This window comes from Nocardiopsis sp. L17-MgMaSL7 (assembly GCF_003182025.1).
Lineage (GTDB): Bacteria > Actinomycetota > Actinomycetes > Streptosporangiales > Streptosporangiaceae > Nocardiopsis > Nocardiopsis prasina.
In genome coordinates this window covers 228,074-249,407 of record NZ_QGTF01000007.1, presented here as the reverse complement: position 1 = coordinate 249,407, position 21,334 = coordinate 228,074, and the positions used below count along the sequence as shown (strand labels likewise).

Below are 21,334 nucleotides of genomic sequence, written 5' to 3'. Positions count from 1 at the left end.
ACACGGAGGGAGTGTCCGAGCGCCCCTCCGCCGTCCTCTGACGACTCCCGAAGGGCCACACACGCGCGGGCCCCGCCTGGAACCGGGGTTCCGGACGGGGCCCGCACGTGTGTCGGGGCGGGTGGATCAGCCGGAGCGCTCCACCACGTAGTCGCACAGGGCCAGGAAGGCGTCCCGCGCCGGGATGTCGGGCAGGGTCGTCAGTTCGTTGCGGGCCCTGTCGGCCCAGCCGCGCAGCGTGGCGTCGGCCTCGGCCATGGCCGGGTGCGGACGCAGCAGCCCGAGGGCCTCCTCGGCCTCCGTGTCGTCCAGCGGACGCCCCAGCAGCGACTTCAGCCGCTCGTCGGCGGGGTCCACCGAGCGCATCGCGTAGAACATGGGCAGCGTCAGCACGCCCTCGCGCAGGTCCGTGCCGGGCACCTTGCCGGAGTCGGCGCTCTCGCTGGCCACGTCAAGGATGTCGTCGGCCAGCTGGAAGGCCATGCCCAGCGCGTCGCAGGCGCGGGTGAGGGTGCTCACCGTCTCCGGGTCGACCTTGCCGAACATGCCGCCGAACTCCGCCGAGGAGGCGATCAGCGACGCCGTCTTGTCGTCGATGACGTTGAGGTAGTGGTCGAGCGGATCGATCCCGTCGCGCGGCCCGGAGGTCTCCAGGATCTGCCCCTGGACCAGTCGCGCGAAGGTCTCGGCCTGGAGCCGGACCGCTTCGGTGCCGAGGTCGGCGAGCATCGTCGAGGCCTTGGCGAACACGTAGTCGCCGGTGAGGATGGCGATGGTGTTTCCCCAGCGCTGGTTGGCGCTGGGCTCGCCGCGGCGCAGCTCCGCCTCGTCCATGACGTCGTCGTGGTAGAGGGTGGCCACGTGGGTCAGCTCGACCACGGCCGCCGCCGGGATGAGGTCGGGGACCCGCGGATCCCCGAAGTGCGCCGCGAGCAGCACCAGCATGGCGCGGAAGCGCTTGCCTCCGGCGGCCAGCAGGTGGGAGGCGGCCTCGGTCAGCATGGGGTCGCTCGACCGCACCGACTCCCTCAGCAGCTCCTCGACCTTCTCCAGGTCGTCCTGGATCTCCCGGGCGAGGGTCGGGTCGACTCTCGGCAGAGCGAGAAAACCGCTCGGGACAGCACCGCTCACCGTAAGGCTCCACCTGTTGAACGGGCGTGCTGGCGGCCCCCTCGGGAGGGGACCGCCACACGCTCAGCACATGAACATGATCCGACTTGCCACGGTATCCGACCCGGAATGAAGGTCCAAAGCCACACCCGGGTCGACGGTCACTCGCCGGTGGGTACCTCCGTGACCTGGTCGACCATGACCGCAGCAGGTTCCTGACCCGGCTCACCGGACGGCAGAAGGGTGTCCAGGAAGGCCCCCGGGAGGATCCCGAGCGCCAGGGTCGCCGCCACACCCACCGTGATCACGCTGCCGGTGAGCATCCCGGCACGGGCCACCGTCGGGCCCTCGCCCTCGGAATCCCGGAAGAACATCACAACGATGATCCGCACGTAGAAGTACGCGGTGACGGCGCTGCTGAGCACACCGACGACGACCAGCGGGGTCGCGCCCGCCGCCACAGCAGCCTCGAACACCGCGAACTTCCCGATGAACCCGCTGGTGAGCGGGATACCGGCGAAGGCCAGCAGGAACAGAGACAGCGCCAGGGCCAGGCCCGGGGACCGTCGCCCCAGACCCGCCCACTTGTCGAGGTCACCGAGCTCCTGCCCGCCGTCCCTGGTGCGCACCAGGGTGACGACGGCGAAGGCGCCCAGCGTGGTGAACCCGTAGGCGGCCAGGTAGAACATGGCGCCCGCGAGGCCCTCGACGCTGCCCGCGACCACGGCGGTGAGGATGAACCCGGCGTGCACCACCGAGGAGTAGGCCAGCAGCCGCTTGACGTCGCGCTGGGTGACCGCCACGACCGCGGCGACGACCATCGTCAGGATGGCCACCGTCCACAGCATCGGCTCCCAGAGCGCCACCGAGGTGCCGAACGGCACGAAGAACACCCGCAGCAGGGCACCGAAGGCGGCGACCAGCGTGCAGGAGGCCATCAGCGCGGTGATCGGGGTCGGGGCGCCCTGGTAGACGTCGGGCTTCCAGTTGTGGAAGGGAACGGCGCCGACCTTGAACAGCAGGCCGATCGCGACCAGGCCCACGCCCATGAGCAGCAGCGGCTCGCCGTTGCCGTCCTGGAAGATCTCGGCCCCGCCGGACTCCACGGCCTGGCGGATCACGCCGAAGTTCACCGAACCGGCGTAGCCGTAGACCATGGCGATCCCGAACAGGAAGAACGCCGAGGAGAACGCGCCCAGCAGGAAGTACTTGACCGCGGCCTCCTGCGAGAACAGGCGGCGCCTGCGGGCCAGCCCGCACAGCAGGTACAGCGGGAGGCTCATGACCTCCAGGGCGATGAACATGACCAGGAAGTCGTTCGAGGCCGGGAACATCAGCATGCCCAGCACCGCGAACAGCACCAGCGGGTAGACCTCGGTGTGCTGCGAGCCCGCGAGGATGTGCGTGCGCTCCTCCTCGCTGCCCGGAACCGTGGCGGCCTGGGCGGAGAACGCGTCCCTGCCGTCCCGCCTCTCGGCGATCAGCATGAGGCTGATCAGGGCCAGCACCGTGATGGTGCCCTGGAAGAACAGCACCGTGCGGTCCACGGCCAGCACGCCGTTGGCGATGGTCGTGCCCTCGCCGACCGCCTCCACCTGGAGGACCAGCAGGAGGAAGGCGCCCAGCAGCGCGACCGCCGTCAGGACGATCTGCGCGGTGCGGCGGGAGCCCTTGGGCCAGAAGGCCTCCAGGAGCACGCCCAGCACACCGGCGCCGAAGAGCACCAGGAACGGTGCCAGCAGCCACCAGTCCAGGACCGGCGGAGCCTCGGTGACTCCGTGGAGCGCCGGGGGCGCCCCGTCCGCGAGATTGAGGGGGATCACTCCTCGTCTCCTTCCGCGTCGCCGTCCGCGACCGCCACCTCGGTGTCGGCCTCGGCCTCCACGGTGCGTTCGACGGCGGGGTTGATCACGTTGAGCAGGGGCTGCGGGTAGACGCCGAACGCGATGATCAGGGCGATCAGCGGGGCGACCGCCCAGGTCTCACGCCCGGACAGGTCCGGCAGCTTGGCCAGCTTCTCCGGGGTGGGGCCGGTCATCGTGCGCTGGTACATCCACAGGATGTAGAGCGCGGCGAGGACCACGCCGAGCGCGGCGACGATCGCCGGGACCGGGCTGAAGGCGTAGACGCCGACGAACACCAGGAACTCGCTGACGAAGGGGGCCAGGCCCGGCAGCGCCAGACCGGCCAGACCCGCGATCAGGAAGACCCCGGCGAGTTTGGGGGCGACCTTCTGGACGCCCCCGAAGTCCTCGATGCGGGCGCTGCCCCGTCGGGCGACGAGGAAGCCCACGATCAGGAAGAGCGCGCCGGTGGCGAACCCGTGGTTGACCATGTAGAGGGCGGCCCCGGCCTGGGCCTGCTGGGTCAGGGCGAAGATGCCCAGGGTGATGAAGCCGAAGTGGGACACCGAGGTGTAGGCGACCAGGCGCATCATGTCGCTCTGGCCGATCGCGAGGATCGCACCGTAGAAGATGCTCACCAGGCTCAGCGCCACCACGGGCCACACGAACCACGAGACCGCGGCGGGGAACATCTCCAGGCAGTACCGGAGCATCCCGTAGGTGCCGACCTTGTCCAGTACGCCCACCAGCAGGACGGCCGTACCGGGGCTGGACGACCCGGCCGCGCTGGGCAGCCAGGTGTGCACGGGCCACATCGGGGCCTTGATCGCGAAGGCGATGAAGAACCCGAGGAAGAGCCAGCGCGCGGTGGCCGGGTCGACGGCCGCGAGGGCGCCGCCCGGATCGGTCAGCTCGGTCCACAGGAAGGTGCCGCCGATGACGTACACGCCGATCACCGCGACCAGCATGATGAGGCCGCCGGCGAGGCTGTACAGCAGGAACTTCATCGCGGCCTTGGCGCGGTCCGCGCCGCGCCCGTAGCGCCCGATCATGAAGTAGACCGGGATGAGCATGGCCTCGAAGAACACGTAGAACAGGAAGACGTCGGTGGCGGCGAAGACACCGATCATCATCGCCTCGAGCGCGAGGATGAGCGCGAAGTAGCCGCGCCCGCCGTCGTCACGGTCGTCGTGTTCCCGCCAGGCGGCCAGCACCACGAGCGGCACGAGCACCACGGACATCAGGATCAGCACGAGGGCGATGCCGTCGACGCCGACCGCGAAGTGGACCCCGAAGTAGGGGATCCACGGGTGGACCTGCTCGAACTGGAGGCCGCCCGCCCCCGAGGTGTCGAAGTTCAGGGCCATGGCCACGACCAGCAGCAGGGTCGCGACGGAGAAGCCCAGGGCCAGGCGCTTGGCGAGCTCGGCTGAGGCCGCCCCGCCGGTGGCGGGACGGGCCTTGGTGGCCGTGGCCGTGCCGGAGCCGGACTCGGCGCTGGCCGCGACCGAGGCCGAGGCACCGTCCGAGGCCGCCGGGGCCTTGACGCGCGGCAGCGCCCAGATGACGGCCGCGCCGATCGCGGGGAGCGCGATCGCGAGAGTGAGCCAGGGGATCATTTAGAACCTCACAACCAGCGTCGCGGCGACGATCACGGCGCCGATGAGCATGGTGAGCGCGTAGGTGCGGGCGAACCCCGTCTGTGTCCTGCCGAGTCCGGTGGAGGAGTCGCCGACCCCGGCACCGAGCCCGTTGACCGCGCCGTCGATGACCTTGTCCTCGATGACGACCAGCGCCTTGGTGAGCACCTGGCCGGGTCGCATGAACAGGCCCTCGTTGATCTCGTTGCCGTACAGCTCGTTGCGGGCCGTGTTGGTGACGAGGTTGCCCTTGGGCGCGGTGCGCGCCACGGGCTTGCGCAGGTACATGAACCAGGCCAGGGCGACACCCAGGACCAGCACGACCAGGGCGGCGATGCCGTAGGGCGCGGTGAAGGCGTGGCCCACGGTGAAGTGGTGCGGCTCGGCGCCGATGGCCGGGGCGAGGAAGCCCGCGAACCGGTCGCCGAAGACCAGGAAGGCGCCGAGGGCGACCGACCCGATCGACAGCACCACCATGGGGGCGGTCATGCTCACCGGCGACTCGTGCGGGTGCACGCCGTCGTCCCAGCGCTTCTTCCCGAGGAAGGTCATGAAGACCATCCGCGACATGTAGAAGGCGGTGAGCGCGGCGCCCACGATGATCGCGGTGCCGAAGACCGCCCCGGCGGTCCCGCCGATACCGAAGGCGGCGGAGATGATGCTCTCCTTGGTCCACCAGCCGGACAGGAACGGGACACCGATGATGGCGAGGTAGCCGAGGCCGAAGGTGGCGAAGGTGATCGGCATCTTCGACGCCAGGCCTCCGTACCTGCGCATGTCGACGTCGTCGTTCATGCCGTGCATGACCGAACCGGCGCCCAGGAACAGCCCGGCCTTGAAGAAGCCGTGCGTGATCAGGTGGGCGATGGCGGCGACGTAGCCGACCGGGCCGAGCCCGGCGGCCAGCACCATCATGCCGATCTGGCTCATGGTGGAACCGGCCAGGGACTTCTTGATGTCGTCCTTGGCGGAGGCGATCAGGCCGCCCGCGAGCATGGTGGCGGCGCCGACCGTCATGACGACCGTCTGCGCCACCGGAGCGCCCTCGAAGATCGGTCCGGCGCGCACGATCAGGTACACACCGGCGGTGACCATGGTGGCGGCGTGGATGAGCGCCGAGACCGGGGTCGGGCCCTCCATGGCGTCCAGCAACCACGCCTGGAGCGGGAGCTGCGCGGACTTGCCGCAGGCGCCCAGGAGCAGCAGGAGGCCGATGGCCAGGAGGATGCCGTCGCTGGCACCGGGGACGGCCGCGAAGACGTCGCTGAAGCTCACCGCGCCGAGCACGGTGAACATGATCATGATCGCCACGAGCAGGCCGATGTCGCCGACCCGGTTGATCAGGAACGCCTTCTTGGCGGCCGTGGCCGCCGTGGGCTTGTACTGCCAGAACCCGATGAGCAGGTAGGACGCGAGGCCCACACCCTCCCAGCCGAGGAAGAGCAGCACGAAGTTGTCCGCGAGGACCAGTACGAGCATGGCCGCGACGAACAGGTTGAGGTAGGCGAAGAACCGCCGCCTGCCCGGGTCCTCGGCCATGTAGCCGAGGGAGTAGACGTGGATGAGCGAGCCCACGAAGGTGATCAGCAGGACGAAGCTGATCGAGAGCGGGTCCACCAGGAGGTTGATCCGGGCGGAGAAGTCACCCGACGCGAACCACTCGTAGACGGGGACGGAGACGCTCCGCTCGGCCGCGCCCCGGCCGAGGAGGTCGAACAGGGCGAGGACCGCCCAGACGAAGGAGCCGATCGGCAGGGCGGTGGCCAGCAGCGGCCCCCACCCGTTGGTGCGCCGCCCGCCCAGCAGCAGGATCGCCGCGCCCACGAGTGGCAGGGCGATCAGGAGCCAGGCGTTCGACAGCACCGCGCTGTCGGCCGTGGTCGCCACCACGGGTTCGGCGGCGAGGTACGCGTGATGTTGTGTCACTGCCACGTCGCCTTCTAGTGCTTGAGCAGGTTCGCGTCATCGAGCGACGCGGACCTGCGGGTTCGGAAGATCTGCATGATGATCGCGAGGCCCACGACCACCTCGGCGGCGGCCACGACCATCACGAAGAAGGCGACGACCTGCCCCTCGATGTCACCGTGCATCCGGGCGAACGCGACGAACGCCAGGTTGCAGGCGTTGAGCATGAGCTCCACGCACATGAAGACGATGATCGCGTTGCGTCGGACGAGGACGCCGACCGCGCCGATGGTGAACAGAAGCGCCGCGAGGACGATGTAGTTCATCGGGTCCACGAGGACTCGACCTCCTGTCCGTTTCCGTTGCCGTTCTCTTCGCCGTCGGTGGTGGCGGCCGGGCCGCTCTCACCGTCGTCGGCGGGTCCGTCCTCACGGTCGGCGGTGAGCCCGCCCTCCTTGGAGCCGGCCGAGTCCGACGCGCCTCCGGGGAGCGCGGACCGCCCGGTCTGGACCTCCATCGGCACCCCCGACTGGTACTCGGGGTCGCGGGCGGCCAGGACGGGGTTGAGCGAGAGCTTCGAGACCGAGCCGTCGGGCAGCAGCGCGGGCATGTCGATCGCGTTGTGCCGGGCGTAGGTGCCGGGCCCGGGCAGCGGGGTCGGGTGGTCGCCCCTGATGCGGTCCTCGGAGATCTCCCGCTGGGTGCGGCGCCTGCCCGTGCGGGCGGTGTGCGCGAGCACCATGGCGCCGAGCACCGAGGTGACGAGCAGCGCGGCGGTGGCCTCGAAGGCCACCACGTAGCGCAGCAGGAGTTCGCTGGCGATCCACGGGATGGTGCCGCCGACCGGGGTGGCCGCGGCGGCGATCCCGGCCGGGTCGCCCACGACGATCCGGGTGATCCCGGTGGTCAGGGCGCCGACGAAGCAGATCGCCACGATCGCGGTCATGAGCCGCTGTCCGCGCAGGGTCTCCACGAGGGAGTCCGCGGAGCTGACGCCCACGAGCATCAGGACGAACAGGAACAGCATCAGGACGGCGCCGGTGTAGACGACGATCTGGACGACCATCAGGAACGGCGCCTCGTTGATGCCGTAGAAGATCGCCAGGCCGACCATGGACAGCGCCATCGACATGGCCGAGTGCACGGCCTTGCGGGAGAAGACCACGCCCAGGGCACCGAGCACGACGATCGTGCCCAGGACCCAGAAGACCGCGGCCTCACCGGAGCCGATGGGCGCCGCCGCGGCGAGGTGCTGTGCGGGGGAGGCGGGGGTGAGCGGGATCAACGGACCGCCCCCGTGTTCTCCGGCCGGTCCTGGGTCCCGTGCTCACCGCGCCCGGTGGCGTAGTAGTCGAGGTCGCTGTCGCCGAGGCGCATCGGGTGGGGCGGCTGCTCCATGCCCTCGCGCAGCGGGGCGAGCAGCTGCTCCTTGGTCCAGATCAGGCTCTGCCTGTTGTCGTCGGCCAGCTCGTACTCGTTGGTCATGGTGAGCGCCCGGGTGGGGCAGGCCTCCACGCACAGACCGCACAGGATGCACCGCAGGTAGTTGATCTGGTAGACGCGCCCGTACCGCTCACCGGGCGAGTACCGGTCGTCGTCGGTGTTGTCTCCCGCCTCCACGTAGATGGCGTCGGCCGGGCAGGCCCAGGCGCAGAGTTCGCACCCGATGCACTTCTCCAGGCCGTCGGCCCACCGGTTCAGCTGGTGCCTACCGTGGAAGCGCGGCGCCGTGGGGCGCTTGACCTCCGGGTACTCGACGGTGGGCACCTTCTTGAACATCGTGTGGAAGGTGACACCGAAACCCTTGACGGGGTTGAGCCACTCAAGCACCGGTAACCTCCCCCTTCTTCTGGTTGCGTTCGGCGGTGGCGGCCGAGGCCGTCCGCGACGGTTCGGCGAGCACGCTGCTGCCGTAGTGGGCGGCGGTGCTCGGGGGCACCGGGAACCCGCCGAAGGAGGGTTCCTTGTGGGCGCGGCGCGCGTTCTCGGCGCGCTGGCGGGCCTCCTCCGCGCGCTCGCGGCGCACGAAGCGGACCCAGGCGGCGATGGCCGCGACGGTGGCGACGGTGAAGGCCGCGACCACACCCGCGATGACCAGCGGGTGCGCCTCGTCGAGGACGAGCATGCGGACGACGGCCACACCGGTGATCCACACGAGCTGGATCGGGATGAGGACCTTCCAGCCGAGCTTCATGAGCTGGTCGTACCGGACGCGCGGGAGGCTGCCCCGGGCCCAGATGAACAGGAACATGACGGCGACGAACTTGAGCAGCCACCACAGGGCGGGCCACCAGCCCTCGTTGGCGCCCGGGAGGATCGCGGTGACCCCGGGCGGGGCGTACCAGCCGCCGAGGAAGAGCGTCACGGACACGGCCGCGACGGTGCACATGTTCACGTACTCCGCGAGGAAGAACATCGTGAACTTCATCGACCCGTACTCGGTCATGAAGCCGCCGACGATCTCGCCCTCGCCCTCCGCCAGGTCGAACGGGAGCCGGTTGGTCTCGCCGACCATCGTGACGAGGTAGATGAGGAAGGAGGGCAGGAGCAGCACCGCGAACCACAGGTTCTCCTGGGCTGCGACGATGCCGGAGGTGGTGAGCGTGCCCGCCATGATGAAGACCGCGACGAAGGACAGGCCCATCGCGATCTCGTAGCTGATCACCTGCGCGGAGGCACGCAGGCCGCCGAGCAGGGCGTACGGCGACTGGGAGGCCCAGCCGCCGAGCACGAACCCGTAGACGCCGAGCGCCGCGGTCGCCAGGACCAGCAGCGCCGCGATCGGCAGGTCGGTGAGCTGGAGCGGGGTCATGACCCCGAACAAGTTCACCTCGGGCCCGATCGGGATGACCGAGAAGGCGAGGAACGCGGGGATCGCCGCGATCATCGGCGCCGCGATGTAGACGAACCGGTCCACCCCGCGCGGGATCAGGTCCTCCTTGAGGGAGAGCTTGATGCCGTCGAACAGGGACTGGAGGAGCCCGAAGGGACCCATCCGGTTGGGTCCGTGGCGCTGCTGCATCCGACCCATGACCTTGCGGTCGGCCATGATCATCATGAGCACGCAGATCATCAGGAAGACGAAGATCGCGAGCGCCTTGATGGTGGTGATCCACCACGGGTCGTTCCCGAAGGCGCTCAGGGTGCTCTCCGAGGCCAGTACGGCCGCGCGCGGATCGAGAGCGGCGGGGGTCACTGCTGCCTCCCGTTGGTGGTGGGCGCGGCCAGGATGACCGTCTGCCCGGCGGTGCCGCCCAGGTCACGGCGGATGTCGCAGCCGTGGGCGTTGGCCGGGAGCCAGACGACCCGGTCGGCGATGTCGGTGACGACCACGGGGACGGTCACCGAACCCCGCTCCCCCGTGACACGGAGCGAACCGCCGTCGGGGACCCCGACCTCGTCGGCCGTGGCCTTGGACAGGTAGGCGCGCGGCTGGCGGGCGGTCCCGGCGAGGTAGGGCTCGCCGTCCTCCATCCGGCCGGTGCCCAGGAGCTGCCGCCACGTGGACAGCAGGGCCTGGCCCGGGGCGGGGGCGGGCAGCTCGGCAGGTCGGACGGAGGGTCCGGCGGGCCGGTCACCCACCCACATGCCCAGCTCCAGGAGTTCGTCGTAGGCGCTGGCGGCGTCCGGCAGGCCCAGGTGGACGTCCATCTCGTTGGCGATCGCGGACAGCACCCGCAGGTCGGAGAGGGCGCCGGGCACCTTGAGCGCGTCACCGAAGGGCCGGTGGCGGCCCTCCCAGTTGACGAAGGTCCCGGACTTCTCCGCGACGGCGGCCACCGGCAGCACCACGTCGGCGCGGTCGGTGGCGTCGCTGGCGCGCAGTTCGAGGCTGACCACGAACGGCACCCTCGCCAGGGCCTCGCGGGCGGCGTCCGGGTCGGGGAGGTCGTCCAGCTCGACCCCGGCGATGACCAGCGCGTCCAGCTCACCGGACGCGGCCGCCGCGATGATGGCGTCGGTGTCGCGGCCGGGGGTCCCGGGCAGCGAGCCGACGTTCCACACGCGGGCCACCTCGGCGCGGGCCGAGTCGTCGGCGACCGGTCGGCCCCCGGGCAGCAGGCCCGGAAGCGCTCCGGCGTCGATCGCGCCCCGCTCACCGGCGCGACGCGGCACCCAGGCGAGCCGGGCTCCGGTGCGTTCGGCCAGCGCGGCGACGGCGGTCAGGGCGCCGGGGACGGCGGCGAGCCGCTCGCCGACCAGGATGACGGAGCCCTCCTGGCCGATCGCCTCGACCACCTCGGGGTGGTCGGCGTCCAGGGCGTTGAGGACGCGGGCCTCGTCGCCGGGGACGCTCCGGACCAGGGTGCCGGAGGTCTTGGTGAGACCGAGGCTGGCGTGGGAGGCGATCGAGTAGACCTTCAGCCCCCGCTTGCGGGACCCCTTGCGCAGGCGCAGGAAGGTGGAGGGCGACTCGTCCTCCGGCTCGAACCCGGCCAGCAGGACGGCGGGCGCCTTCTCCAGGGCGGTGAAGTCCACCCCCACCGGGGTCCCCGCCACGTGGGCGGCGAGGAAGGCGGACTCCTCGGCGGAGTGTTCGCGGGCGCGGGCGTCCACGTCGTTGGTGCCCAGGGCCACGCGCGCGAACTTGGCGTAGGCGTAGGCGTCCTCGTAGGTCAGGCGACCGCCGACCAGCACCCCCACGTTGCCGCGCGCCGCGCCCAGCCCCTGTGCGGCGAGGCTGATCGCCTCGGGCCACGAGGCGAACTCCAGGGCCCGGGAGTCCTCGTCGCGGACCAGGGGGCGGGAGAGGCGGTCGGACCGGGTGGCGTAGGTGAACGCCCACCGGCCCTTGTCGCAGTTCCACTCCTCGTTGACCTGCGGGTCGTCCCCGGCCAGCCGCCGGGTGACCTTGCCCCGGCGGTGGTCGGTGCGCTGGGCGCAGCCGCCCGCGCAGTGCTCGCACACGCTCGGCGTGGAGACCAGGTCGAAGGGGCGGGACCGGAACCGGTAGGCCGATCCGGTGAGCGCGCCCACCGGGCAGATCTGCACGGTGTTGCCGGAGAAGTAGGAGTCGAAGGCCTCCCCCTCGGCGATGCCGACCTGCTCCTGGGCGCCGCGCTCCATCAGCTCGATGAGCGGGTCGCCGGCGATCTGCGCCGCGAAGCGGGTGCAGCGGGCGCACTGGATGCAGCGTTCCCGGTCCAGCAGCACCCCGGTGGACAGCGCGATCGGCTTGGGGAAGGTCCGCTTGACGTCGACGAACTCGCTCTCCCCCTGGCCCGTGGACATCGCCTGGTTCTGGAGGGGGCACTCGCCGCCCTTGTCACAGACCGGGCAGTCCAGCGGGTGGTTGATCAGGAGGAACTCCATGATCCCGCGCTGGGCCCGCTCCGCCACCTCGGAGGTGAGGTGGGTGTTGACCACCATCCCCTCCATGACGGTGATGGTGCAGGAGGCCTGCGGCTTGGGCATCCCGCGCCCGTTGCCCATGTCGGGGATCTCCACCAGGCACTGGCGGCAGGCCCCGACCGGGTCGAGCAGCGGGTGGTCGCAGAACCGGGGGATCTGGATGCCGAGCAGCTCGGCGGCCCGGATCAGCAGGGTGCCCTTCGGAACCCTGATCTGGAAACCGTCGATGGTGACGGTGATCAGGTCCTCCGGGGGCGGGGCGGGCGAGGACCCGCCTGAGGTGTTGGAGGTGACGGTCACCGGTTCCCTCCCTCTTCCGTGGTCGGCCGGTCCGCCCAGAGGGTGGACCTGGAGTGGTCGAAGGGGCAGCCGCCCTTCTCGAAGTGGTCGACGTACTCCTGGCGGAAGTGCTTGATCGACGACATGACGGGGCTGGTGGCTCCGTCGCCCAGCGCGCAGAAGGAGCGGCCGAGCAGGTTGTCGCAGATCTGGAGCAGCTTGTCGATGTCGGCCTCGGTGCCCTCGCCCCGCTCCAGGCGGTCCAGGACCTGGACCATCCAGAAGTTGCCCTCGCGGCAGGGCGTGCACTTGCCGCAGGACTCGTGGGCGTAGAAGGCGATCCAGCGGCCGACGGCGCGGACCACGCAGGTGGTCTCGTCGAAGATCTGGAGGGCACGGGTGCCGAGCATGGACCCGGCGGCGCCCACCGACTCGAAGTCGAGCGGGGTGTCCAGGTGCTCCTCGGTGAAGATCGGCGTGGAGGAGCCGCCCGGCGTCCAGAACTTGAGCCGGTGTCCCTCGCGGACGCCGCCCGCCATGTCCAGGAGTTCGCGCAGGGTGATCCCGAGCGGGGCCTCGTACTGGCCGGGGTTGGTGACGTGCCCGGACAGGGAGAAGAAGCCGAACCCGGCGGACTTCTCGGTGCCCATGGACGTGAACCACTCGGCGCCGTTGGCGACGATCCCGGGGACGCTGGCGATGGACTCGACGTTGTTCACCACGGTGGGCGAGGCGTAGAGCCCGGCCACTGCGGGGAACGGCGGCTTGAGGCGGGGCTGGCCCCGGTAGCCCTCCAGGGAGTCCAGGAGGGCGGTCTCCTCACCGCAGATGTAGGCGCCCGCCCCGGCGTGCACGACGACGTCGAGGTCGAATCCGCTGCCGAGGATGTCCTTGCCGAGCAGCCCGGCGGCGTAGGCGTCGGCCACCGCCTGGCGCAGGCGGCGGATGACGTGGACGACCTCGCCGCGCACGTAGATGAAGGCCTGGTTGGACTTGATCGCGTACGAGGCGATCGCCACCCCCTCCACCAGCACGTGGGGGTTGGCGAGCATGAGCGGGATGTCCTTGCAAGTGCCCGGCTCGGACTCGTCCGCGTTGACGACGAGGTAGCGCGGGTTGGGGTTGTCCTTGGGCAGGAACCCCCACTTCATCCCGGTGGGGAAGCCCGCGCCGCCGCGGCCGCGCAGGCCCGACTGCTTGACGAGGTCCACGATGGAGTCGGGCTCCATGGTCAGCGACTTCCGCAGCGCCTCGTAGCCGCCGGTGGCCCGGTAGCCGTCGATCGTGAAGGAGTCGGGCCGGTCCCAGTTCTGGGACAGGATCGGGGTCAGGGTGGTCACTTGGCGCCCTCCTCACCCTGGTCGGGGCGGGTGGGGAGGTTGTTCGGGTCGGGCGCGGTCCAGCCGTTGCGCTCCGCGATCCGGAGACCGGCCAGTGACGGGCCGGCCGCCTGCACGCCCTCGCCCGCGCGGCCGTCGTCGAACCCGGCGAGCACGCGCGAGGCCTGCTTCCAGGTGCACAGGCTGGCGGGGCCCCGCGTGGGGGCCACGTCCTTGCCCAGACGCAGGTCGTCCACCAGCTGCTTGGCGGTGGCCGGGGTCTGGTTGTCGAAGAACTCCCAGTTGACCATCACGACCGGCGCGAAGTCGCAGGCCGCGTTGCACTCGACGTGCTCCAGGGTGACCTTCCCGTCCCCGGTGGTCCCCGCGTTGGCCACGTCCAGGTGCTCCTTGAGGGCGGAGAAGATCTCGTCGCCGCCCATCACCGCGCACAGGGTGTTGGTGCACACGCCCACCTGGTAGTCGCCGCCGGGTTCGCGGCGGTACATGGTGTAGAACGTGGCGACCGCCCTGACCTCGGCGAGCGTGATGTCCAGCTGGTCGGCGCAGAACCGCATGCCCTCCGCGCTGACGTGGCCCTCCTCGGCCTGCACCAGGTGCAGGAGCGGGAGCAGCGACGAACGCGGCTTCGGGTAACGGCTGATGATCTCCTTGGCGTCCTGCTCCAGACGCGCCACGACCTCGTCGGTGAAGACCCCGGGGGTCTCCACGGGTGTGTTCTCGTTGGTCTCGCTCACCGGTCCACGCCTCCCATCACCGGGTCGATACTGGCCACGGCCGCGATGACGTCCGCCACCGTCCCGCCCTCGCACATGGCGGCGACGGCCTGGAGGTGGGTGAAGGACGGGTCGCGGAAGTGCACGCGGTAGGGGCGGGTGCCCCCGTCGCTGACCGCGTGGCAGCCGAGCTCGCCCTTGGCGCTCTCCACCGCCGCGTAGGCCTGGCCCGCGGGGACCCGGAAGCCCTCGGTGACCAGCTTGAAGTGGTGGATCAGCGCCTCCATCGAGCCGCTCATGATGTGCGCGATGTGGTCCGGCGAGTTGCCCATGCCGTCCGGGCCGAGCGCCAGCTTGGCGGGCCAGCCGATCTTGGCGTCCTCGATCATCACCGGGCCGGGCTGGAGCTTGTCCAGGCACTGCTCGACGATCTTGAGGCTCTCCTCCATCTCGGCGATGCGCACCCGGTAGCGGGCGTACACGTCACCGCCGTCGGAGACCGGGACGTCGAACTCGTAGTCCTCGTAGCCGCAGTAGGGCTTGGCCTTGCGCAGGTCCCAGGCCAGGCCCGAGGCGCGCACGAGCGGCCCGGTGATGCCGAGCGCCATGCAACCGGGCAGGTTGAGGTACGCGACGTCCTTGGTACGGGCCAGGTAGACGGGGTTCTCGTCCAGGAGCTTGCGCATGGTCCCGATGCGCTCGGGCATCTCCTTGAGCAGCTCACGGATCTTGCCCACGGCGCCGGGCGGCAGGTCCTGCGCCACCCCGCCGGGCCGGATGTAGGCGTGGTTCATCCTCAGGCCCGTGACGAGCTCGAAGATGTCCAGGATCATCTCGCGCTCACGGAAGCCGTTGGTCATCACCGTGGTGGCGCCCAGCTCCATGCCGAACGTCGCCATGGCCACGAAGTGCGAGGCCATCCGGTTGAGCTCCATGAGCATCACGCGGATGACGCTGGCGCGCTCGGGCACGCGGTCGGTGATGTCGAGCAGCTTCTCGACCGCCAGGCTGTACGCCGTCTCGTTGAAGAGCGGCGTGAGGTAGTCCATGCGGGTCACGAACGTGGTGCCCTGCGTCCACGTCCGGTACTCCATGTTCTTCTCGATGCCGGTGTGCAGGTAGCCGATGCCCACGCGGGCCTCGGTACAGGTCTCGCCGTCGAGCGTGAGGATCAGGCGGAGCACGCCGTGGGTGGACGGGTGCTGGGGGCCCATGTTGACGACCAGGCGTTCGGCGCTGGTGCCCTGGGCCTTCTCGATGACGTCGTCCCAGTCCCCACCGGAGGCGTCGATGTAGTCCTCGGTGACGGTCATGCCGTGCCTCCCTTCTGGAGGGGCCTTCGTGTGGCTGGTGTGGTGGCCGCGCGGTTCACGTGTAGGACCGCCGCTCGTCCGGCGGGGGCACCGTGGCGCCCCGGTACTCGACCGGGATGCCGCCCAGCGGGTAGTCCTTGCGCTGGGGGTGGCCGTGCCAGTCGTCGGGCATCTGGATGCGGGTCAGTGACGGGTGGCCGTCGAAGACGATCCCGAAGAAGTCCCAGGCCTCGCGCTCGTGCCAGTCGTTGGTCGGGTAGGCCGACACGATCGAGGGGATGTGCGGGTCAGCGTCGGGGCAGGTGGTCTCGACCCGGATCACGCTGTTGTGGGTGATCGACCGGAAGTGGTAGACCGCGTGCAGCTCGCGTCCGGCGTCCTCCAGGTAGTGGACCCCGACCACGCCCGTGCACAGCTCGTACCGGAGCGCGGGGTCGTCGCGCAGGACGCGGACCAGCTCCAGCAGGGCCTCTCGGCGCACGTGGAAGGTGATCTCACCGCGGTCGACCTCCACCCGCTCGACCTCGGCCTCCCGGCCGATCGCGGTGAGGGCCGCCTCCAGGTCGTCGGCGACCCGGTCGAAGTCGGCGGTGCGCGGGTCGTCGGGGTCCGTGAAGGGGCGCTGGCTCTGGGCGGGAGCGCTCCCCCGCACCTGGAGGCCACCGAAACCGGAGGTGTCACCCGTGGTCTGGGCGCCGAACATGCCGGTGCGCCTGACCGGTGCGGCCAAGCGCTCGCGACCGAGCTGGTCGGGGAGGTTCTCCGCCGCCTCGTCGCGCTCGTTCTCGTTGCTCATGTCAGTCCTTGGTCACCAGGGGCAGCGAACGGCGGAGCAGGCGCTCCTCGGTCTCGGTGATCTCCTGCTCGCGGTGGGCACCGAGCTTGGTGTTCTGCACCTTGTCGTGGAGCTTGAGCACGGCGTCCAGGAACATCTCCGGCCTGGGCGGACAGCCCGGCAGGTAGATGTCGACGGGGACGATGTGGTCCACGCCCTGGACGATCGCGTAGTTGTTGAACATGCCGCCGCTGGAGGCGCAGACGCCCATCGCGATGACCCACTTGGGCTCGGGCATCTGGTCGTAGATCTGGCGCAGGACCGGGGCCATCTTCTGGCTGACCCGTCCGGCCACGACCATGAGGTCGGCCTGGCGCGGGGTGGCGCCGAACTTCTCCATGCCGAACCGGGCGAGGTCGTAGTGGGGGCCGCCGACCGCCATCATCTCGATGGCGCAGCAGGCCAGACCGAACGTGGCGGGCCACATGGACGACTTGCGGGCCAGGCCGACGACCTGTTCGACCGTGGTGAGCGCGACTCCGGCTGGCAGTTTCTCTTCGATACCCATCAGCTGCGGACCTCCTCGGGGGTGGGCGGCTGGGTGTGTTCGGGGGCGTGGGGGGTCAGCTGGATCAGTCCCATTCGAGGCCTCCGCGGCGCCACTCGTAGGCGTAGGCGATGGAGACGTTCACGAGGAAGAGGATGATCGCGATGACGCCGAACCAGCCGAGGGCGTCGAAGTGCACGGCCCACGGGATGAGGAAGATGATCTCGATGTCGAAGACGATGAACATCATCGCCGTCATGTAGTACTTGACGGTGAAGCGGCCACCGCCCGCGGGCTGGGGGGTGGGTTCGATTCCGCACTCGTACGCCTGCATCTTGGCCCGGTTGTACCGCTTGGGTCCCATGACCGCACCGGCGACCATCGACAGGACGACGAAAGCGGCGCCGATCCCACCGAGCACGAATATCGGTGTGTACAGCTCCACGGCTCACCCTCCTCCACTGAATGGCTGGTCGGAGCGCGCGACCGGCTGACTTGTGAACGTTTTCACGTGCTTCTCTCGGCTCTTCCCGAAATGTCTTGTGGTGTGGCCGGACCACGCGGAAGCGGCGGTCCGGCCGTGCGTGTGCGCGCCCTCGCCCGCTAGGCGGCGGGCGCCATCCTCGACAGGCCGTTGATGACCCGGTCCATGGCGTCGCCCTTGCTCGGCTCCGTGAGGTTGGCGAGCATCTTCAGCACGAACTTCATGAGCGTGCGCTGACGCAGTCCGTACTTGGTCGCGTACTTCATGAACTCGGGCTGGCCGATGACCTTCACGAAGTAGCGGCCCAGCGTGTAGTAGCCGCCGTAGGTGTCGGCGAGGACCTCCGGGTACCGCAGCAGGGCGCGCTCACGCGTCTGCTGGGTGGGACGGCCGTGCGCCTGCACGATCACGTCGGCGGCGATCTGCCCGGCCTCCATGGCGTAGGCGATGCCCTCACCGTTGAAGGGGTTGACCATGCCGCCCGCGTCGCCGACCAGCAGCAGGCCGCGCGCGTAGTGCGGGACCCGGTTGAAGCCCATCGGCAGCGCGGCGCCGAGGATCTTGCCCTTCTGGTTCTCCTCGGTGAAGCCCCACTCCTCGGGCATGGACTCGGTCCACCGGCGCAGGAGCTTGCGGTAGTCCACGTCCTGGAAGGCGGACGTGGAGTTGAGGATGCCGAGGCCGACGTTGCTGGTGCCGTCGCCGACACCGAAGACCCACCCGTAGCCGGGCAGGAGGACGTCCTTGTCTCCGCTGCGGTCCCACAGCTCCAGCCAGGACTCCAGGTAGTCGTCCTCGTGCCGGGGGCTCTCGAAGTAGGTGCGCACGGCCACGCCCAGGGGCCGGTCGTCGCGCTTGCGGATGCCCATGGCGACGGAGAGCCGGGAGGAGTTGCCGTCGGCGGCCACGACCAGCGGCGCCCGGAAGGTCACGGGTTCGCGGTCGGCGTTCTTGGCGTGCACTCCGACGATCCGGTTGCTGCGCTCGTCCATGAGCGGGCCGGTGACGTTGGTGCGCTCCAGGAGCTTGGCACCGGCGGACACGGCCCGGTTGACCAGGATCTGGTCGAAGTCGAGGCGCGTGCGCACGAGGCCGAAGCCCGGATAGGAACCGAGGTCGGGCCAGGGCAGTTCGAGACGCACGCCGGCCCCGACGATGCGCAGGCCGTGGTTCTTGATCCACCCCTCGTCCTCGAAGGTGATCCCCATGGAGGTGAGCTGTTTCACCGCCCTCGGGGTGAGGCCGTCGCCGCAGACCTTCTCCCTGGGGAAGGAGGTCTTCTCCAGGAGCAGGACGTCAAGCCCGGCCTGGGCCAGGTAGTAGGCGGTGGTGGAGCCAGAAGGGCCAGCGCCGACGACGATGACGTCGGCGTCGTACTCGATCCGTTCCCGGCCTCTGGGAGAGGAGGTGGCTGTCTCGCTCACGGATGTGTCCTCGACTACTCGCGCGGTACACCGTGGCGGGTCAGTGCGGGTTCGACCCGCTCACGGGGGGTGCTATGGGTTGTTTGGGGACTTCCGACATATCCGACATGGGTCTTGTGTCATAAGCCTCGTGGCCTTGTGAAGCACTTCACAAGCCACTTTTCCGCAGTCTAGACCCTCACGAGCCAGGAGGCGACCCCCGGGGGGCATTCTTCGGAAAATCGGATATTGAGCCCACAAGCCTCCACACACCCACCAAAGCCGTCACAAACAGTCAAAAGCGCAGCTAGCACTACCTGCTCAACAACAAGCGACCCATGAGTAACAGAAAAACCCCAAGGAACAGATCATTCCTTGGGGTTTGCGTACTTTTTAAGTTAGAAGCGAAGACTTTCGCCTTGTGAGTGCTATGTCTGTTTTTACTTCTCGCGGAAGCCGCGGTGCAGGGCCACCGTGCCCAGCGTCAGGTTGCGCCACGCGACCCGCGACCACCCGGCGCCCTGGAGGTACTTCGACAGCTCCGCCTGGTCGGGCCAGGCCATGATCGACTCCGACAGGTAGTCGTAGGCCTCGGAGCGGCCGGAGAAGGCCCCGGCGATCTTCGGCAGCGCCGCCATCAGGTAGGTCGAGTACAGCTTGTCCACGAACTCCACCGGGATGTGGCTGAACTCGCAGATGACCAACCGGCCGCCGACCCTGGTCACCCGACGCAGCTCCCGCAGCGCCTGGTCCACGTCGGCGACGTTGCGCAGACCGAAGGAGATCGTCACCGCGTCGAAGGTCTCGTCGGCGAAGGGCAGCGAGAGCGCGTCCCCGGCCACGAAGGTCACCCCCGCTCGCGAGGCGCCGCCCCGGCGCCGGGCCCCGTTCTGGAGCATCCCCAGCGAGAAGTCACAGGCGATCACGCGGGCGCCCTTCTTGATGAAGGACTCCGAGGAGGTTCCGGTACCCGCGGCCAGGTCCAGCACCAGTTCGCCGCTGTGGGCGTCGACCGCGTCGACCACCGCGCGTCGCCAGACGCGGTCCTGGCCGAGCGAGATGACGTCGTTGACGAGGTCGTAGTTCTCTGCGATGCCGTCGAACATCGCGGCGACGTCCTGGGGCTTCTTGTCGAGCTTCGCGCGGGTCATGGCACCAGCCTAAGGGTGGCCGGACAGCGCGGAGGACCGGGCCGCACAGGAGCCCGGAAGGGCACTGACCAGGCAGACGGTCGATTACTTGACGTAGTCAAACGCATACTCCGTGCAATGATGTGGTGACCGAAACCACCACCGCGCGCCCGAGGAGTCCCGTGAAACCGGCCCGATCGTTCGTCGCCCTGACGATGAGCTCCCTACTCCTGTTCCCGCTGGGGGTCGCGACCGCCGCGCCCGCCCTCGCCGCACCCCACCAAGGCGTGGTCAGCGAACAGCCGGTCCAGTGGACCCCGCACGTCCTGGACGGGACGGTCAAGGACATCCTCCGGATCGGCGACACCGTCGTGGTGGGCGGGGAGTTCGAGAGCGTGTCCGACGCCGACGGCGCCCGGACCCACAACCGGCGCAACCTGTTCGCCTTCCGGCACGGCACCGGCGAACTCCTGCCCGGCTTCGCCCCGCAGGTGGACGGCACCGTCAACACCCTGGCCGAGGGCCCGAACGGGTCGCTGATCATCGGCGGCCAGTTCCAGCGGGTCAACGGCTCGGCAAGCCGGGGCATCGCCCGCGTCGACGCCAGGACCGGCCGGAACGTCTCCGGCTTCGGCGCGAAGCTGGACGACGGGAGCGTGTACCGGCTCGCCAGCGACGGACGCCAGGTCTACGTCGGCGGCAACTTCACCGGGGTGAGCGGGCAGGAGCGCACCGGACTGGCCCGGATCGACCCCGCGACCGGCCGGGTGGACGCGGACTTCACCCCGACCATCTCCGAACAGCGCCGGGGCGTCCTGCGCGTACAGGAGCTGGCCCTGAGCCCGGACGGCCGCAGGCTCGCCATCAACGGGACGTTCACCAAGGTCGACGGCCTGGACCGGTACCAGATCGCCATGATCGACACCGCGAAGGGGGCGCCCACCACCTGGTCGACCTCGGCCTACGAGGCGGAGTGCGACTACTCGGCCATCCACACCTACATGCGGCAGATGGACTTCGCCCCGGACGGCTCCTACTTCGCCGTGGTGACGGGGGGCGGGCCTGAGGTGAAGCCCGGCCTGTGCAAGTCCACGGCCCGGTTCGAGAACACCGACGCCGCGAACTCCGACCCCACCTGGTCCAACCTGACCGGCGGGGACACCCTGTACTCGGTCGAGGTCACCTCGTCCGCCGTCTACGTGGGCGGACACCAGCGCTGGATGGACAACGAGAAGGGCGCCCTGAACCCCGGTCCGGGTTCGGTCGCCCGCGAGGGCATCGCCGCGGTGAACCCCGACACGGGCCGGGCCCTGCCCTGGAACCCGGGACGCTCGCGGGGCCACGGCGTGGAGGCGCTGCACGCGACCTCCGACGGCCTCTACGTCGGCAGCGACACCGATCGTCTGGCGGGCGAGTACCACGCACGTCTGGGGATGTTCCCGGCCCTGTGAGGCGCCGGCGTCAGGTGAGCGCCTGACAGGGAGTGGCCACGGGGT

18 protein-coding genes are annotated in these 21,334 nt (G+C 69.8%); 1 reads left to right on the top strand and 17 read right to left on the bottom strand.

Going from position 1 to position 21,334, the window contains the following annotated elements:
• Positions 1-126: 126 nt before the first annotated feature.
• From BDW27_RS14705 to BDW27_RS14625, 17 genes are all read right to left on the bottom strand, one after another.
• On the bottom strand, positions 127-1,131 hold the full coding sequence (locus BDW27_RS14705; protein WP_017543065.1) for a polyprenyl synthetase family protein: 1,005 nt from the start codon (positions 1,129-1,131) through the stop codon (positions 127-129).
• Between the two features lie 140 nt (positions 1,132-1,271).
• Entirely contained in the window at positions 1,272-2,933 is a 1,662-nt protein-coding gene (gene nuoN, locus BDW27_RS14700; protein WP_110049679.1) for an NADH-quinone oxidoreductase subunit NuoN, read from the bottom strand.
• The gene (locus BDW27_RS14695) at positions 2,930-4,573 is read right to left on the bottom strand and encodes an NADH-quinone oxidoreductase subunit M (protein WP_110049677.1); all 1,644 of its coding nucleotides are present in this window, start codon (positions 4,571-4,573) and stop codon (positions 2,930-2,932) included. Before BDW27_RS14695 ends, nuoN begins: the two co-directional genes overlap by 4 nt.
• A complete protein-coding gene (gene nuoL, locus BDW27_RS14690; protein WP_110049675.1) occupies positions 4,574-6,520 on the bottom strand; it encodes an NADH-quinone oxidoreductase subunit L in 1,947 nt (648 codons plus the stop codon). It lies immediately after the preceding gene.
• 14 nt (positions 6,521-6,534) lie between these two features.
• Positions 6,535-6,834: an NADH-quinone oxidoreductase subunit NuoK gene (gene nuoK, locus BDW27_RS14685; RefSeq protein ID WP_017543069.1), complete on the bottom strand. Its 300-nt coding sequence runs from the start codon at positions 6,832-6,834 to the stop codon at positions 6,535-6,537.
• Positions 6,822-7,784, bottom strand: coding sequence for an NADH-quinone oxidoreductase subunit J (locus tag BDW27_RS14680; protein ID WP_199560656.1), 963 nt, complete (start codon positions 7,782-7,784; stop codon positions 6,822-6,824). Before BDW27_RS14680 ends, nuoK begins: the two co-directional genes overlap by 13 nt.
• On the bottom strand, positions 7,781-8,329 hold the full coding sequence (gene nuoI / locus BDW27_RS14675; RefSeq protein ID WP_017543071.1) for an NADH-quinone oxidoreductase subunit NuoI: 549 nt from the start codon (positions 8,327-8,329) through the stop codon (positions 7,781-7,783). The genes BDW27_RS14680 and nuoI overlap by 4 nt, the downstream gene beginning before the upstream one ends.
• Positions 8,322-9,695 (bottom strand): NADH-quinone oxidoreductase subunit NuoH, encoded by a 1,374-nt coding sequence (gene nuoH / locus BDW27_RS14670; protein ID WP_110049673.1) that lies wholly within the window; start codon positions 9,693-9,695, stop codon positions 8,322-8,324. The genes nuoI and nuoH overlap by 8 nt, the downstream gene beginning before the upstream one ends.
• Positions 9,692-12,151 carry an NADH-quinone oxidoreductase subunit G gene (locus BDW27_RS14665; RefSeq protein WP_110049671.1) on the bottom strand — a complete coding sequence of 820 codons (2,460 nt, stop codon included), beginning with the start codon at positions 12,149-12,151 and terminating at the stop codon, positions 9,692-9,694. Before BDW27_RS14665 ends, nuoH begins: the two co-directional genes overlap by 4 nt.
• The gene (gene nuoF, locus BDW27_RS14660) at positions 12,148-13,470 is read right to left on the bottom strand and encodes an NADH-quinone oxidoreductase subunit NuoF (RefSeq protein WP_017543074.1); all 1,323 of its coding nucleotides are present in this window, start codon (positions 13,468-13,470) and stop codon (positions 12,148-12,150) included. The genes BDW27_RS14665 and nuoF overlap by 4 nt, the downstream gene beginning before the upstream one ends.
• On the bottom strand, positions 13,467-14,207 hold the full coding sequence (gene nuoE, locus BDW27_RS14655; RefSeq protein WP_110049669.1) for an NADH-quinone oxidoreductase subunit NuoE: 741 nt from the start codon (positions 14,205-14,207) through the stop codon (positions 13,467-13,469). The genes nuoF and nuoE overlap by 4 nt, the downstream gene beginning before the upstream one ends.
• Complete coding sequence (locus BDW27_RS14650) at positions 14,204-15,499, bottom strand: NADH-quinone oxidoreductase subunit D (RefSeq protein WP_110049667.1); 1,296 nt, start codon at positions 15,497-15,499, stop codon at positions 14,204-14,206. Before BDW27_RS14650 ends, nuoE begins: the two co-directional genes overlap by 4 nt.
• 55 nt (positions 15,500-15,554) lie before the next feature.
• The gene (locus tag BDW27_RS14645; protein ID WP_110049665.1) at positions 15,555-16,295 is read right to left on the bottom strand and encodes an NADH-quinone oxidoreductase subunit C; all 741 of its coding nucleotides are present in this window, start codon (positions 16,293-16,295) and stop codon (positions 15,555-15,557) included.
• 1 nt (position 16,296) lies between these two features.
• The gene (locus tag BDW27_RS14640) at positions 16,297-16,842 is read right to left on the bottom strand and encodes an NADH-quinone oxidoreductase subunit B family protein (protein ID WP_017543078.1); all 546 of its coding nucleotides are present in this window, start codon (positions 16,840-16,842) and stop codon (positions 16,297-16,299) included.
• Between the two features lie 64 nt (positions 16,843-16,906).
• Positions 16,907-17,266 carry an NADH-quinone oxidoreductase subunit A gene (locus BDW27_RS14635; RefSeq protein WP_017543079.1) on the bottom strand — a complete coding sequence of 120 codons (360 nt, stop codon included), beginning with the start codon at positions 17,264-17,266 and terminating at the stop codon, positions 16,907-16,909.
• A 158-nt stretch (positions 17,267-17,424) separates the two neighbouring features.
• Positions 17,425-18,729, bottom strand: a complete 1,305-nt coding sequence (locus BDW27_RS14630) for a geranylgeranyl reductase family protein (protein ID WP_017543080.1) — start codon at positions 18,727-18,729, stop codon at positions 17,425-17,427.
• A gap of 419 nt (positions 18,730-19,148) precedes the next feature.
• Entirely contained in the window at positions 19,149-19,859 is a 711-nt protein-coding gene (locus BDW27_RS14625; protein WP_049574996.1) for a demethylmenaquinone methyltransferase, read from the bottom strand.
• A gap of 161 nt (positions 19,860-20,020) precedes the next feature.
• On the opposite strand from BDW27_RS14625, the gene BDW27_RS14620 reads away from it, so the two are divergent.
• On the top strand, positions 20,021-21,289 hold the full coding sequence (locus tag BDW27_RS14620; RefSeq protein WP_110049664.1) for a delta-60 repeat domain-containing protein: 1,269 nt from the start codon (positions 20,021-20,023) through the stop codon (positions 21,287-21,289).
• Positions 21,290-21,334 lie beyond the last annotated feature (45 nt).